The 15,332-nt window shown below is 71.1% G+C and carries 13 protein-coding genes, 1 rRNA gene and 1 riboswitch; of the genes, 12 read left to right on the plus strand and 2 right to left on the minus strand.

Annotation, left to right across the window (positions count from 1 at the left end; all coding sequences use genetic code 11):
• The 12 genes from rrf to ACIOJE_RS24460 form a co-directional block, all read left to right on the plus strand.
• Nucleotides 1–91 (plus strand): 5S ribosomal RNA (rrf, locus tag ACIOJE_RS24405); the annotation flags it as partial.
• Between the two features lie 98 nt (nt 92–189).
• On the plus strand, nt 190–810 hold the full coding sequence (locus ACIOJE_RS24410) for a CDP-alcohol phosphatidyltransferase family protein (protein ID WP_280684773.1): 621 nt from the start codon (nt 190–192) through the stop codon (nt 808–810).
• Between the two features lie 124 nt (nt 811–934).
• Nucleotides 935–3,430: a sugar phosphate nucleotidyltransferase gene (locus tag ACIOJE_RS24415; protein ID WP_400778801.1), complete on the plus strand. Its 2,496-nt coding sequence runs from the start codon at nt 935–937 to the stop codon at nt 3,428–3,430.
• Nucleotides 3,431–3,614: 184 nt separating this feature from the next.
• Nucleotides 3,615–4,712 carry a DUF881 domain-containing protein gene (locus ACIOJE_RS24420; protein ID WP_400778803.1) on the plus strand — a complete coding sequence of 366 codons (1,098 nt, stop codon included), beginning with the start codon at nt 3,615–3,617 and terminating at the stop codon, nt 4,710–4,712.
• On the plus strand, nt 4,709–5,041 hold the full coding sequence (locus tag ACIOJE_RS24425) for a small basic family protein (RefSeq protein ID WP_280684771.1): 333 nt from the start codon (nt 4,709–4,711) through the stop codon (nt 5,039–5,041). Before ACIOJE_RS24420 ends, ACIOJE_RS24425 begins: the two co-directional genes overlap by 4 nt.
• On the plus strand, nt 5,025–6,092 hold the full coding sequence (locus ACIOJE_RS24430; RefSeq protein ID WP_400778805.1) for a DUF881 domain-containing protein: 1,068 nt from the start codon (nt 5,025–5,027) through the stop codon (nt 6,090–6,092). The genes ACIOJE_RS24425 and ACIOJE_RS24430 overlap by 17 nt, the downstream gene beginning before the upstream one ends.
• Nucleotides 6,093–6,318: 226 nt before the next feature.
• Complete coding sequence (locus ACIOJE_RS24435) at nt 6,319–7,200, plus strand: FHA domain-containing protein (protein WP_400778807.1); 882 nt, start codon at nt 6,319–6,321, stop codon at nt 7,198–7,200.
• 179 nt (nt 7,201–7,379) lie between these two features.
• Nucleotides 7,380–8,075, plus strand: coding sequence for a MerR family transcriptional regulator (locus ACIOJE_RS24440; RefSeq protein ID WP_280684776.1), 696 nt, complete (start codon nt 7,380–7,382; stop codon nt 8,073–8,075).
• Nucleotides 8,076–8,184: 109 nt separating this feature from the next.
• On the plus strand, nt 8,185–8,661 hold the full coding sequence (locus tag ACIOJE_RS24445) for a bifunctional nuclease family protein (RefSeq protein WP_030303568.1): 477 nt from the start codon (nt 8,185–8,187) through the stop codon (nt 8,659–8,661).
• Between the two features lie 236 nt (nt 8,662–8,897).
• Nucleotides 8,898–9,542, plus strand: coding sequence for a MerR family transcriptional regulator (locus ACIOJE_RS24450; RefSeq protein ID WP_400778809.1), 645 nt, complete (start codon nt 8,898–8,900; stop codon nt 9,540–9,542).
• 92 nt (nt 9,543–9,634) lie between these two features.
• Nucleotides 9,635–10,357, plus strand: coding sequence for a vancomycin high temperature exclusion protein (locus ACIOJE_RS24455; protein ID WP_280684768.1), 723 nt, complete (start codon nt 9,635–9,637; stop codon nt 10,355–10,357).
• A 72-nt stretch (nt 10,358–10,429) separates the two neighbouring features.
• Nucleotides 10,430–11,812, plus strand: coding sequence for a DNA polymerase IV (locus tag ACIOJE_RS24460; RefSeq protein WP_400778812.1), 1,383 nt, complete (start codon nt 10,430–10,432; stop codon nt 11,810–11,812).
• A 169-nt stretch (nt 11,813–11,981) separates the two neighbouring features.
• Here the strand turns inward: ACIOJE_RS24460 and ACIOJE_RS24465 are convergent, their stop codons facing one another.
• Together ACIOJE_RS24465 and ACIOJE_RS24470 are read right to left on the minus strand one after the other, a co-directional pair.
• On the minus strand, nt 11,982–13,475 hold the full coding sequence (locus ACIOJE_RS24465; RefSeq protein ID WP_400778814.1) for an MFS transporter: 1,494 nt from the start codon (nt 13,473–13,475) through the stop codon (nt 11,982–11,984).
• A 228-nt stretch (nt 13,476–13,703) separates the two neighbouring features.
• The gene (locus ACIOJE_RS24470; protein ID WP_400778816.1) at nt 13,704–14,819 is read right to left on the minus strand and encodes a PRC and DUF2382 domain-containing protein; all 1,116 of its coding nucleotides are present in this window, start codon (nt 14,817–14,819) and stop codon (nt 13,704–13,706) included.
• 234 nt (nt 14,820–15,053) lie between these two features.
• A riboswitch (glycine riboswitch) is annotated at nt 15,054–15,157 on the plus strand.
• Nucleotides 15,158–15,332: the final 175 nt, after the last annotated feature.

The following is a 15,332-nucleotide window of genomic DNA, read 5'->3' on the forward strand; positions in this document are numbered from 1 at the left end:
GCCCGGTTACATTCCGAACCCGGAAGCTAAGCCTTACAGCGCCGATGGTACTGCAGGGGGGACCCTGTGGGAGAGTAGGACGCCGCCGAACAATTCTTCGAGAGAAGCCCCCGCCGGGTGACCCTGGCGGGGGCTTCTCTGTTGTAGGGTCAACGTGCATTGTCATCACACGGGACAGGAGGCCCCCGGGTGGAGGTCCAGGAGACGCGGGTCCAGACCGATCGCGTCCTCACCATCCCCAACCTGCTCAGCATGGGCCGGCTGGTCGGTGTTCCGCTTTTTCTCTGGCTGATTCTCTGGCCGGTTTTCGACGGCCCCAACAACGACGGTTGGGCGCTGCTGATCCTGGCGCTGAGCGGTGTCAGCGACTACCTCGACGGAAAGCTCGCGCGGCGGTGGGGGCAGATCAGCCGGGTGGGGCAGCTGCTCGATCCGCTGGCCGACCGGCTCTATGTGCTGTCCACGCTGGTCGGTCTGACCTGGCGTGAGATTCTGCCGTGGTGGGTCACGGCGATTCTGCTAGCCCGGGAACTTTTTATCGCCGCGCTGCTGCCGATTCTGAACCGGCACGGCTACGGGCCGCTCCAGGTGAGTTTTCTGGGGAAGGCCGCGACCTTCAATCTGATGTACGCGTTCCCGCTTCTGCTGCTCGGCAGTGTGGACAGCTGGATCGCGCGGCCGGCCGAGGTCGTGAGCTGGGCCTTCATCTGGTGGGGGACCACGTTGTACTGGTGGGCCGGTATTCTTTACGCGGTTCAGGCCCGGCGGATCATCAGGGCGGGCTCGGCGGGCTCCGCGTCCGCAGTCTGAGACGTGATCTGAGAGAAGTCCCACGCCGTATCGGTGCGTCGGACGATACCTTCCGGGTAGGGATCCCTCTGGAACGGTTTGATGGACCTGCAGGTCCAACACCGCGAAGGAGGACGCACCCGTAATGAAAGCCGTTGTAATGGCAGGGGGCGAAGGCACCCGACTCCGCCCGATGACCTCCAGCATGCCGAAGCCGCTGCTTCCGGTCGCCAACAGGCCGATCATGGAGCACGTGCTTCGGCTGCTGAAGCGGCACGGCCTCTCCGACACCGTCGTCACCGTCCAGTTCCTGGCGTCTCTGGTCAAGAACTACTTCGGTGACGGCGAGGACCTGGGCATGCATCTGACGTACGCCCACGAGGAGACGCCACTAGGCACCGCGGGGAGTGTCAAGAACGCCGAGGACGCCCTGAAGGACGACTCCTTTCTGGTGATCTCCGGTGACGCGTTGACCGACTTCGATCTCTCGGAATTGATCGACTTTCACCGCAGCAAGAACGCACTGGTCACGGTCTGTCTCACCAGGGTGCCGAATCCCCTGGAGTTCGGAATCACGATCACGGACGACGACGGACGGGTCGAGCGCTTCCTGGAGAAACCGACCTGGGGGCAGGTCTTCTCCGACACTGTGAACACCGGTATCTACGTGATGGAACCCGAGGTCTTCGACTATGTCGCGGCGGGTGAGTCCGTCGACTGGTCGAGTGACGTCTTCCCGCAATTGCTGAAGGAGGGCAAGCGGGTCTACGGCTACGTCGCCGAGGGCTACTGGGAGGACGTGGGCACCCACGAGAGCTATGGCAAGGCCCAGGCGGACGTCCTGGAGGGCAAGGTCGACGTCGAGATCGACGGCTTCGAGATCTCGCCCGGAGTCTGGGTGGCCGAGGGTGCGGAGGTGGACCCGGAGGCGGTGTTGCGCGGGCCGCTGTACATCGGGGACTACGCCAAGGTCGAGGCCGGCGTCGAGATCCGTGAGCACACCGTGCTCGGCAGCAACGTGGTGGTGAAGCGCGGCGCCTTCCTCCACAAGGCCGTCGTGCACGACAACGTCTACATCGGGCCGCAGAGCAACCTGCGCGGCTGCGTGGTCGGCAAGAACACCGACGTGATGCGGGCCGCCCGGATCGAGGACGGCGCGGTGATCGGGGACGAGTGCCTGATCGGCGAGGAGTCGATCATCGGGGCGAACGTCCGGGTCTACCCGTTCAAGACCATCGAGGCCGGCGCCGTGGTCAACACCTCGGTGATCTGGGAGTCCCGCGGTCAGGAGCACCTGTTCGGCCTCCGCGGGGTCTCGGGGATCCTGAACGTCGAGATCACCCCGGAGCTGGCCGTGCGGCTGGCCGGCGCGTACGCCACGACCCTGAAGAAGGGGGCGACCGTCACCATTGCGCGTGACCACTCGCGTGGTGCGCGTGCGCTCAAACGGGCGATGATCTCGGCACTCCAGACGTCCGCCATAGACGTCCGTGACCTGGAGAACGTGCCGATGCCGGTGGCCCGGCAGCACACCGCGCGGGGGAGCGCGGGCGGGATCTTCCTGCGGACCACGCCGGGGGTGCCGGACTCGCTGGACATCCTCTTCTTCGACGAGCGCGGGGCCGACCTCTCGCAGGCCGGGCAGCGCAAGCTGGACCGCGTGTACGCGCGCCAGGAGTACCGGCGCGCCTTCCCCGGCGAGATCGGGGACCTGACCTTCCCGTCCAGCGTCTTCGACTCCTACGCGGGCAACCTGCTGCGGGCCATCGACACCACCGGGGTCCGGGAGGCCGGGCTGAAGGTGGTCGTGGACACCGCGCACGGCAGCGCCGGCCTGGTTCTGCCGAGCATCCTCGGGCGGCTCGGGGTGGAGGCGCTGACCGTCTCCAGCGGGCTGGACGAGGCGCGGCCGACGGAGGACGCGGAGGAGCGGCGGGCCGGGCTGGCCAGGCTCGGCGAGCTGGTGGCCTCCTCCCGGGCGGCCTTCGGCGTCCGCTTCGACCCGGTCGGTGAGCGGGTCGCCTTCGTCGACGAACTGGGCCGGGTGATCGACGACGACCGGGCGCTGCTGGTGCTGCTGGACCTGGTCGCGGCCGAGCGGCGCAGCGGGCAGGTGGCGCTGCCGGTGACCACGACCCGGATCGCCGAGCAGGTCGCCGCGTACCACGGCACCCAGGTCATCTGGACCACGACGACGCCGGACGACCTGGCGAAGGCCGCCGCCGCCGAGGGTACGGTGTTCGGCGGGGACGGGCGCGGCGGGTTCGTGGTGCCGGAGTTCAGCGGGGTGCTGGACGGCGCCGCGGCCTTCGTGCGGCTGGTCGGCCTGGTGGCCCGCACCCAGCTCACGCTGAGCCAGATCGACGCGCGCATCCCGCAGGCGCACATCCGTCGCCGGGACCTCGCGACGCCGTGGGCGGCCAAGGGGATGGTGATGCGCTCGGTGGTGGAGGCGGCCGGCAGCCGGCGGCTGGACACCACGGACGGCGTCCGGGTCGTCGAGGCGGACGGGCGCTGGACGCTGGTGCTGCCGGACCCGGCCGAGGCGACCACCCACCTGTGGGCGGAGGGCCCGGACGACGAGGCGACCGAGGCGCTGCTGGACGAGTGGGCGGCGGTGGTCGACGGGGCCGGACGGTGACGGCACCGGCCTGATCGCCCGACGGTCCTGGCGACAGACGGTCCTGATGGTCGGGGCGCGCGGCATGTTCCGCGCGCCCCACTGTCCGTTTTCGCACCGTTCGGAACGATCCGTCACTTTGTGTCGTGTGTGCAGCTCAGGGGGTGTGCACGGGGCCCTTCGCCGACGTGGGACGATGGTCGGCATGCCAGCGACGCCGACGCCGAGTGCCCCGAACGGACGGTACAACCGCCCGGACGCCTCGATGTCCCTGCTGACCAACGTGATGGACCACAGCCTGGACGAGGGCTACGCGGAGGCGGCGGCCGCACGGGGCGGCGACCACGACAGCCGGATACCCAGGACGGCTCGCGGCCTGCTGACGCTGGGCGCCGGGCTGGCCCTGGCCGCAGCCGTGGTGACGGTCGGCGCGGTGAACGCGCACAAGGCGGAGCCGACGCTGGCCAAGGAACGGGACGCGCTGATCCACCGGATCAACGACAGCAACGGCTCGGCCGACCACCTCCAGCAGCAGGTCCAGGAGCTGCGGCGGAAGGTCGAGAGCACGCAGCAGCAGGCGCTCGCGACGGGCGACGGCGACCAGGGTGGTCTGACCGGTGCGGTGGGCCTGGGGGAGGTCACGGGACCGGGCGTCAAGCTGGTCCTGGAGGACGCGACCGGCACCGGCAGCGGGGGGAACGTCGATCCGCGGGCCGGGCAGGGCTTCTCCAACAGCGGCCGACTGCGGGACCGGGACCTGCAGCTGGTGGTGAACGGCCTGTGGGGATCCGGTGCGGAGGCCCTGGCGATCAACGGCCAGCGGCTGACCGCGCTCTCCGCGATCCGGGCCGCGGGCGAGGCGGTGCTGGTGGACAACCGGCCGCTCGTGCCGCCGTACACCATCCAGGCGATCGGGGACGGGCCGAAGCTCCTTGGGACCTTCGAGAACGCCATGGCCGGGCAGTACCTGCGGCTGCTCCAGGAGAAGTACGGCATCAAGTCGACGATGTCCACGCAGAAGAGCCTGACGCTGCCGGCGGCGGTGGGAGTGACGCTGCGGATCGCCCAGCCGGTCACGCCCGAGGCCTCGCCCTCGGCGTCTCCCTCGGCGGCCCCGACCACCCCCGCCGCGACGTCGTCGTCCACCGCCGGAACCTCCGAGAGCCCGGGAGCGTCCGTCTCACCGTCCGGGAGCACCGGGCGGCGCACGCCGAGCGGATCCGCGAAGCCCTCGACAGCCCACTCGTCCACGACGACCTCGACCAGGTCGTCGTCCGCAGGGACAGGAGCAGCTAGACCGTGATTGCCGTACTGGGTCTCGTGATCGGGGTGGTCGTCGGACTCTTCGTCCAGCCCGAGTTGCCGGACGCCGTCGTGCCGTACCTGCCGATCGCGGTGGTGGCGGCGCTGGACGCCGTGTTCGGCGGTGTCCGGGCGATGCTGGACGGGATCTTCAACGACAAGGTGTTCATCGTCTCGTTCCTGTCGAACGTGGTGGTCGCGGCACTGATCGTCTTCCTCGGTGACCAGCTGGGCGTCGGCTCGCAGCTGTCCACGGGTGTGGTCGTCGTCCTCGGCATCCGCATCTTCTCCAACGCGGCCGCGATTCGGCGCCATGTCTTCCGCGCCTGAGCCCGGCCGCGAGACGGCGGCGGAGAACGTGGACGGCGAGGGGAAGGCGGCCAAGAAGGCTGCCGAGACGGGCCCGGTCGAGCCGGTGGGCGAGGCCGAGCACGGCGAGTCCGTCGAGCACGTCGAGGAGCCCGCGAAGAAGGACGGGGCCGAGGAGCCCGCGGCGGCGCTGGTGAAGTCTGACGCTAAGCCTGAGCTTGAGCCCGCGGCGGCGCCCGAGCCCGTGGTGCGGCTCGCGAAGGCCGTGGAGCCCGAGCCCGAGGCTGCGTCAGGGGTCGAGTCCGTGGTGGAGCCGGCCGACGTGCAGCCGCCCGACGTCGACCGCAACGCCGGGCGGCGGCGCCTCAAGGCGGCTTTGTGGCCGCCGAGGCTGTCGCGCGGGCAGCTGGTGGTGGCGTTGCTGCTGTTCTCGCTCGGCCTGGCGCTGGCGATCCAGGTGCGGTCGACCAACGACCACCACAGCCAGCTGCGTGGGGCCCGCCAGGAGGACCTGGTGCGCATCCTCGACGAACTGGACAGCCGCCAGCAGCGTCTGCAGCAGGAGAAGGCGGAGTTGGAGCAGTCCCTGGCCAAGTTGGAGAACAGCTCCAACCAGGCCAAGGAGGCCCAGGAACAGACCAGGAAGAAGGCGACGGAGCTCGGCGTGCTCGCCGGTACCGTCAAAGCCACTGGTCCGGGCATCGTACTCACGGTCGATGATCCCCAAGGGCAGGTGAAGGCAGATATGCTGCTGGACACCCTGCAGGAACTTCGAGCGGCGGGGGCGGAGGCGATTCAGATCAACGATGTGCGCGTGGTGGTCAACACCTACTTCACCGACGTGTCGGGCGGCGGGGTGCAGATCGACGGGAAGAAGGTCTCGCAGCCCTATCGGTTCACCGTCGTGGGGAACCCGCAGGATCTGACGCCCGCGCTGAACATCCCGGGGGGTGTCGTGCGCACCCTGGAGAGCAACCAGGCGCGGGCGACGATCACCCAGCAGCAGAAGGTGGTCGTCGACGCCCTCGTGGATCTGAAGACGCCGCAGTACGCCAAGCCGGCTTCGAAGTGACGGGGCGCCCGACGAACGGCCCGTCACCTGCGGGCCGCACCCGGTGCGGGACGCAGCCGTCGCGTGGGCGAGACTGGGTCGTACCAGTACGCACCGGAGTAACAACCGCAGTACCAGCCGTCGGAGTACCACTCCAGCAGGCCCGGTCCGCAATCGGGACCGCAGCCTGTCCGAGGTTCTCACCCTGCCCCGCGGGCGGGTCTGTCACACGCAAGGGGATTCGCCCGTGAGTTTCTTCTCGAAGTTGTTCGGTCGTAACAAGGGCCGTGGCGCGGCCTCGGTCGAGGCGCCCACCGCGCGGCACCGCCGGCCCGAGGACGAGCCCTCCGTGCCGGGCATGCGCTCCGCCCCCGAGGCGGCGGCGTACGCCGAGCAGCCGCTGTTCCGGGACGGCGGCGCCGCCCAGTACGTCGGGAATCCGGCGGGTTACGGCGCGTCGGTTGACCCTTCCGGCGACCCGCGCATAGGTTTCCAGTCAGGACCCTCAACCTCTGGTGGAGGGTTTGCCCCCGACCCGTACGCCGGGCACAACCCGTCGGGTGTGCCGCGCCAGGAGGCTGTGAACATGGCTGGCCCCACTCCGTGCCCCAGGTGCGGTAACCAGAACCCGGCGTCGGCCCGGTTCTGCTCGAACTGCGGCACGGCGCTGCGCGGTGGTCTGCTCCCGGAGGGGGCGGCGGAGACCACGTCGACCATCTCGATCTCCGGTCTGGAGTCGTACGACCCCAACACCACGACCGGCACCGGTGCCACGCCGGCCCTGTCGGCCGAGGTGCTGTCGGCGATCGACGCGCTGCCGCCGGGCTCGGCCCTGCTGATTGTCCAGCGCGGCCCGAACTCGGGCAGCCGGTTCCTGCTGGACTCGGACGTCACCACGGCCGGCCGTCACCCGCAGGGTGACATCTTCCTGGACGACGTCACGGTGTCGCGCCGCCACGTGGAGTTCCGCCGCACGCCCTCCGGGTTCAGCGTCGCGGACGTCGGCAGCCTCAACGGCACGTACGTCAACCGGGAGCGGATCGACGAGGTCTCGCTGAACAACGGTGACGAGGTGCAGATCGGGAAGTACCGGCTGGTGTTCTTCGCCGGCCACAACCGGGGGTACTGAACCCAACGTCGGCAGGAGCCCGAGTGAGTACGAATACCCCTTCATCTTCTCTCGGGGCGGCCATCCCCGCATCGTCCGGTCCGCAGGCGGACCGCGTCGGCCGCGGGGTGGTCGCGGGCCCCAGGCAGCCGCTCCGCCCGGATCGGCCGGTCGGGCGGCGACGCGGTGGCGACGAGCTGCTGAGCATCGGTGCGGTGCTGGCCTTCCTGCGCGACGACTTCCCCGAGGTCACCATCTCCAAGATCAGGTTCCTGGAGGCGGAGGGGCTGGTCGAGCCGCAGCGCACGCCCTCGGGGTACCGCAAGTTCAGCCCGGCCGACGTCGAGCGGTTGGCCTACGTCCTGCGGATGCAGCGGGACCACTACCTGCCGCTGCGGGTGATCCGCGAGCACCTGGACGCGATCGAGCGCGGTGAGGCCCCGCCCGCGCTGCCGCCCTCCGCCGACGCCAGGCCCGGGCCGCTGGAGGAGGCGGACCGGGAGCTGGTCGCCTCCGCCGACGTTCCGTCCGGAGTCCGGCTGGGGCGCGCCGAACTGCTGGCCGCCGCCGAGGCCGGGGAGCAGGAGCTGGCCGAGTGGGAGGCCTACGGGCTGGTCGTGTCCGGCCCGGACGGCGGATACGACGGCGAGGCCCTGCAGGTGGCCCGGTTGGTCGCGGAACTCGGCCGGTACGGGCTGGAGCCGCGACACCTGCGGGCCATGAAGGCGGCGGCCGACCGCGAGATCGGGTTGGTGGAGCAGGTGGTGGCGCCACTGCGCCGGCACCGGAACCCGCAGACCAGGGCCCATGCCGAGGCCACCGCCAGGGAGCTCGCGATGCTGTCCGTGCGGCTGCACGCGGCGATGGTCCAGGCCGGTCTGCGGGCCCGCGGGTAGCGTCGGTGCGGGCGTTTGTCCAGGCCCGGGCTGCTGGAGAGCACCGCGCTGACCAGCGGCGTCGGCTCTGCGCTTTCATATCCGGGGTTGGAGCCATAGGGTTGCCTGTGTGAATGAGCTCGACGTCGTGGGTGTCCGAGTGGAGATGCCTTCCAACCAGCCGATCGTGCTGCTTCGGGAGGTCGGGGGCGATCGGTACCTGCCGATCTGGATCGGTCCCGGCGAGGCGACCGCGATCGCCTTCGCCCAGCAGGGCATGACGCCGGTGCGCCCGCTGACGCACGACCTGTTCAAGGACGTCCTGGAGGCGCTCGGACAGCAGCTCACCGAGGTCCGGATCACCGACCTGCGGGAGGGCGTCTTCTACGCCGAGCTGGTCTTCGCCGGCGGGGTCGAGGTGAGCGCCCGGCCGTCCGACGCGATAGCGCTGGCCCTGCGCACCGGCACGCCGATCTACGGGAGCGAGGAGGTGCTCGCCGAGGCGGGCATCGCGATTCCGGACGAGCAGGAGGACGAGGTCGAGAAGTTCCGCGAGTTCCTCGACCAGGTGTCGCCCGAGGACTTCGGGGGCAGCGGTCCGCAGTAGCGCGGACGGGACGGCGTACCGGTTCGGGCGCTGTTTGGCTTGCCGTTTTGCCAAAAACCGTCGACCTACCCACACTAGGGGCACGAAAAACCACTCTCCTGAGTGATGTGGTTTGTCTGGCCCGGCGTGGCGATCGTTGACGGGTCATAGGGGACTGCCTACCGTCAGGAGTGGCTGTCCGGGTGCCCGATGCCCGCAGTTCGGGTTGCCCGCAGCACAAGTGGACGGAGGTAGGCATGAGCAGCACCGGCGATGACACGGCCGTGGGAGGCCTGTGCGCCGTGCACCTGCCGCGCACCGCTCGCACCGTGGCGGACCTGCCCCGGGTGGGCAGGTTCCCGGCCGTGCAGCCGGGTCAGCCCGCCATCGAGCGGCTGGCCCCGACGTCCGAACTGATCGGCTATCGCGGGCCGACGGCCTGCGCGGCGGCCGGCATCACGTACCGCCAGCTGGACTACTGGGCCCGGACCGGACTGCTGGAGCCCAGCGTCCGTTCGGCGTACCCGGCCACCAGCCAGCGGCTCTACAGCTTCCGCGACATCCTGCTGCTCAAGATCGTGAAGCGGCTGCTCGACGCGGGTGTCTCGCTGCAGAACATCCGGGTGGCGGTCGCCCATCTGCAGGCCGCCGAGCAGGGCGACCTGGCCGGGATGACGCTGATGTGCGACGGCGCGACGGTGTACGAGTGCACCACGCCGCAGCAGGTGGTGGACCTGTTGAAGGGTGGTCAGGGGGTGTTCGGCATCGCGGTGGGAGCGGTCTGGCAGGAGCTGGAGCTGGTGCTCGGACGGCTGCACGCCGAGCGGACCGACACCGGCGAGACGCTGGTCGGCCACGACCCGGCGGACGAACTGGCCCAGCGGCGCATCCGGGCGGTCTGAGCGCGGAACTGACGAGGCCGCGGGCCCGGACGGGGAACCGTCCGGGCCCGCGGCCTCGTCTTGCGCCCGGTGGAGCGATCGAGGGAGGGCATGTGAGGCTCGGCACCGGGATAACGGACCTGCTGCGGCGTCGGGGCGGGCTGCTGAAGGTGCGGCTGCGGCAGCGGGCCACGCAGCGCCGGATCTTCCAAGTGGGGACGGTGCTCTGCTCGCTGGCGCTGGCGCCGAGCGCCTGGCTGTGGGTCTCGGCGGGGGACCGGGTCGGCACGGTGGCCAGCGTGCCGTCCGCGCCGGTCGCGGTGGTCTTCGGCGCCGGGCTGGACCAGGGCAAGCCGTCGCCGTACCTGGAGCACCGGCTGGTCGCGGCGCTGGACCTGTACCGGGAGGGGAAGGTGCAGGCGATCCTCGTCACCGGCGACAACGGGCGGGACGACTACGACGAGCCGGACGCGATGCGGCGCTACCTGATCGAGCACGGGGTGCCGGAGGTCCGGGTGGTGGGCGACTACGCGGGCTTCGACACCTGGGACTCCTGCACCCGGGCGCGCCGGGTCTTCGGGGTGGAGCGGGCGGTGCTGGTCAGCCAGGACTTCCACGTGCGCCGGGCGCTGGCGCTCTGCCAGGCGGCGGGCATCGACGCGTACGCGGTCGGGGTGCCGGAGCCGCACGACAGCACCTGGCTGTACGGCGGGCTGCGGGAGATCCCCGGGGCGGGCAAGGCGGCGGTCAACGCCTGGCTGCGGCCGGACCCGGTGTTCCTCGGGCCCACCGAGGAGGGCATCCCGAAGGCCCTGGCGGACGCCGCGAAGCGGTAGCAGGGCGGTGGCCGACCCGGGGCGTCGGCCGGGTTCGTACGTACTGTCGGACCCGTACGGGATGATCGGCGGGTGCGATCACTGCCGAGCATCATCCACCTCGACATGGACGCCTTCTTCGCGGCGGTGGAGCAGGCGGCCAAGCCGAGCCTGCGCGGCAAACCGGTGATCGTCGGCGGGCTCGGCGGGCGCGGGGTGGTCTCCACGGCCTCGTACGAGGCGCGGAAGTTCGGGGTGCACTCGGCGATGCCGATGGCGCAGGCGCGCCGGCTCTGCCCCAACGCGGCCTTCCTGTCCGGCCGCTTCGAGGCCTACCGGCAGGTCAGCGACACCGTGATGGGCCTGCTGCGCGAGCTGTCGCCGCTGGTGCAGCCGCTCAGCCTGGACGAGGCCTTCGTCGACCTGGAGGCCGGCCCGTACGGCCCGGCGCTGGCCGAGGCCGACCACGAGACCGGGGAGCGGCTGGTGCTCGCGCTGGCGGAGGACCTGCGGGCGGACATCCAGCGGCGCACCGGGCTGACCGGGTCGGTCGGGGCGGCCGGGTCCAAGCTGATGGCGAAGATCGCCTCCGAACAGGCCAAGCCGGACGGGCTGGTGATGATCGAGCCCGGGCAGGAGCGGGACGTACTCGGCCCGATGCCGGTCCGGGCACTGCCCGGGATCGGGCCGGCCACCGAGCAGGTGCTGCGGCGGGCCGGGCTGAACACGGTGGCCGACCTCGCCGAGACCGGGGAGAGCGAACTGGTCCAGTTGCTCGGGCGGGCGCACGGCGCCGGCGTGTACCAGATGTCGATAGGGCTGGACGACCGGCCCGTGGTGGCCGACCAGGACGCCAAGTCGGTCTCGGTGGAGGACACCTTCGAGGTGGACCTCGCCGACCGGGAGCGGGTGCTGCGCGAGGTGGAGGTGCTGGCCGCCCGGTGCGTGCGGCGGCTGCGTGCGGCCGGGCGGTCGGGGCGGACGGTGGTGCTCAAGGTCCGGCGGTTCGACTTCTCGACGCTGACCCGCTCGGAGACGTTGCGGGGGCCCACGGACGACGACGCGGTGATCATCGAGACGGCGCGCCGGCTGGCGGCCCAGGTGGACATCACCGGTGGGGTCCGGTTGCTCGGGGTCGGCGTCGCCCAACTGGCCGACTACACCCAGGAGGACCTGTTCGCGCAGGCCCTGCGGGAGGAGGCGGCCGAGCACGCGGAGACGGAGGACGAGGAGGCCGAGGAGGAGCCGGAGGCGGCCGGGCCGCGGCGCTGGATGCCCGGGCAGGACGTCCACCACGCCGAGCTCGGGCCCGGGTGGGTGCAGGGCAGCGGCGTCGGGCGGGTCACCGTACGGTTCGAGACGCCGTGGAGCGGGCCGGGGCGGATCCGGACCTTCGCGGTGGACGACCGGGCGTTGGAACCGGCCCGGCCGTTGCCGCTGCGCGGGGACGCGGGGCCGGAGGAGGCGGAGGCATGAGAGGTCCGGCGGAAGCGGGGGCGTGACACGCGAAGTGGCCCCAACCGGTGGGGGAGTACCGGTTGGGGCCGTATACCGGGCCGGACTTCATTCGGTCGTGATGCCCTCACGACCGTCCGAAGACCGGGGCGCCGCGCCCTGTCCCTGAGCGCGGCGGCCGGACGCCTGGTCAGACGTCGGACTTCACCAGCTCGGGGCTGGAGTTCTGGTCGGCCGCGCCGCCGGAGGCGGTGGTGACGGCCGGCTTGATGCCGCGGATCAGGAACGGGACGGCGCCGGCGATGATGCAGACGACGGCCGCGGTCCAGAACGCGTGCTTGTAGGCGTCCAGGGTGGGCAGCAGCACCGGGATCTGGGGCGGCAGCTTCATGGTGTCGCCGGTCAGGATGGCGGCCATCACGGCGGTGCCGATCGCGCCGCCGACGGTGCGGAGCACGGCGTTCATGCCGTTGGCGATGCCGCTCTGCTCCACCGGGACGGCGCCGTTGATGTAGGCCGGCATGGCGGAGAACGCCAGGCCGATGCCCAGACCGAAGATCGCCGAGGAGGTGTAGATGTCGGCCTCGTGGCTGTGCCGCATGGCCAGGTAGGCCATCGCGACGGCACCCAGGACGCCACCGAGGACCAGCGGCAGGCGCGGGCCGCGGCGGGCGATCAGGACCGCGCCGAGCGGGGCCGCCACCATCGAGCCGATCGCGGAGGGCAGCAGCATCACACCGGCGTGCAGGACGGTCGCCGTGAAGCCGTAGTGGGCGAGCTTCTCCGGGGTCTGGGCGAAGTTGCTGATCACCATGAACGAGCCGTACATGCCGAAGCCGATCAGCAGGCCGGCCAGGTTGGTGAAGGCGACGGCCGGACGGGACATCATCTTCATGTCCACCAGCGGGTGCGCGACCTTGGTCTCGATGACCCCCCAGATCAGGGCGACGACGGCGGCCACGGCGAACAGGCCGAGGGTCTTGGTCGAGGTCCAGCCCCAGTGGTTGCCCTGGCTGACCGCGACCAGCAGGGCGGAGAGCCAGCCGGCCAGGGTGAGGGCGCCGAGCGGGTCGGCGCCGCCCTCCTTGTCGGTGACCGGGTCGGACGGGACGCGGAACGCGACCAGGGCGACCGCGATCAGGCCGAAGACCAGGCCCATCCAGAAGATCGACTTGTAGCTCCAGTGCTCCAGCAGGAGACCGGTCGCCACCAGGCCGAGGCCGGAGCCGACGCCCATCGAGGCGCTGATGGCGGCGACGCCGCCGGTCACCTTCTGCTTGGGCAGCTCGTCGCGGACGATGCTGATCGCCAGCGGGAGCACGCCACCGCCGGCGCCCTGCAGGACGCGGGCGACGACCAGCCAGGTGAAGGAGTGGGTGCTGACCGCCAGCGCCGAACCGGCGACCAGGCCCGCCAGCGAGATCAGCAGCATCGGCTTACGACCCCGGAGGTCGCCGAAGCGGCCCAGCAGGGGAGTCAGCACGGCTGCGGAGAGCAGGTTGGCGGTCATCAGCCAGGTGACGCTGGACGCGGAGACGTTCAGTTCCTTGGCCAGCGAGGGCAGGATCGGAACGACCGCGGTCTGCACCACGCTGAACGACAGCATCGCCAGGATGAGGGCCGGCAGGACCCGGGCGCTGCTCTGCTTCTCGGCCGCGGTGGTGGGCTGTGGTGCCTCACTCACGGTTGCTTCCTCCCGTACATAGTGAATGAACTGAAGTAACCATGCCGGGAGATGCTTCAGAGTGTCAAATATCAATTGGCGAAGCTTTGGCAAAGTCGAAGGATTTCGGGCGTCTGTGGCGGGGCCGGGATGGATGGGAGGGGGTTTGGTGATGCTCAGGTGGAGGTGGATGGCCGGGGCGTGCCAAGGACCCCGGACCGTGGCGGTCCGGGGACCTCGCGGCGGGTGTCAGGAGAGCGGGCGCAATGCGGCCGGGCGGGCGCCGTCGACGGCCGGGGTGGAGGTGGCCGGGGTGGAGGTGGCGGGGGTGTTGTCGTGGACCTCGACGTGTTCGCGGCGCAGTTCGTCCCGGATCACCTCCTCGGTGGTGTAGCGCTCGACCACCAGGCGGACCCGCTCGATCGGGGCGAGGTACTTGCGGACCACCGGGCGCTCCTCGCGCAGGGTGACCTCCTGCACCGCCTCGGCGATCTCCTTCTCGGTCAGCGAGGCGCGCTCGGCATCGCTCACCGGCATCCGCTCCACCCGGACGCGCTCGCGGACCATCGGGACGCGGCGCTCGACCTGCTCGCTCGTCACGTACTTGCGCAGCCTCGCGGTGCCCACGACGTGCCACTCGGTGGTGATGTCCAGCCGCTCCTCGCGGCAGGTGATCTCCACCGGGCCGCTGGGGGGAGCGGAGGTCGGGCCGGTCGAGGGCTCGCGGCCGGTGGCGGTGGGCGTCGGGGCCGGGGTCGCGGTCGGGGCGGGGTGCGGCTTGGTCGCGGTCGCCGGCGGGGCGGGGTGCGGCTTGGTCGCGGTCGCCGGCGGGGCGGCTGCGGGTGCGGGTGCGGGGGTGTTGAGGGTCCGCACGTTGGCCTCCGTGGCGGTGCCGGTGGTGCCGGCCGGGGTGGTGGGCGGGACGGATTCGAGGGAGTGGAAGGCGAGGGACTTCACGGGCTCGGCCGCCGGGGTGGTGCCGAAGCCGAGGTCGGGCTGCGCCGGCCGGTCGCCGTCGCCATCGCCGTTGCCGCTGGCCGGCCGTCCGTCCACCGGGGCGTCGAGGCCGTAGTAGCGGTAGAGCTGGAGCTCCTGGGCGGGTGACAGGTGCTGGCCGACGCCGAAGTCCGGCGACTCCTTGACCAGCGACTTGTCGTACGGCACCCGGAGTTCGTCGCCGGAGAACTCGCTCGTGGTGAGGGGGACGAAGGCGTCCCGGCCGAAGATGCCGGTCCGGACGGCGGCCCACTCCGGCTGGCCGGTGGCGTCGTCCAGGTACACCTCGTCGACCGTGCCGATCTTGTCTCCGTTGCGGTCGACCGCCTTGTGGCCGATGAGGTCCCGGGGGTCGATATCGGTTTGCACTCTTTCCTCCAGTGCGCTGCGCCTGCGGAACTCCCGCAGGACGGTGGCCGGAGCGCCCGTTCCGTACGCCACTTCACACCAAAAGCCATGAATCGGACGGGCGCGACCGGGGTGGGGCCGGACGGGCCGCGGGCTGGGCCGTCCGGGTCACGCGGCGGTCACGGTCGAATCGGGCGAGTGACCCGGCGCACCCGTGATCGGGCGGCCTCCCGCTGGTACCCTGGGCCCGACCGCCGAGCCCGCTCGGGAGAGTCCCCGACCGCGGAAAACGCTGGTCGGGGCGCCGAAGGAGCAACTCCTCCCCGGAATCTCTCAGGCATCCGTACCGTGTGGGGTAGGTCACTCTGGAAAGCAGGGTAGGACCGTCGGCGAGGGAGCCGACGGCCACCACCCTCACCGACGGTGCAAGCCGGCGGCGCGCCCACAGCGCACCGCGCGGGTGAAGCTCTCAGGTCCCGATGACAGAGGGGGAGGCCTGTCGGGTTCGCCCGCCCGGGTCGAACCGCTGTCCGC

Origin of the sequence: Kitasatospora sp. NPDC087861 (assembly GCF_044742585.1) — a bacterium.
GTDB lineage: Bacteria > Actinomycetota > Actinomycetes > Streptomycetales > Streptomycetaceae > Kitasatospora.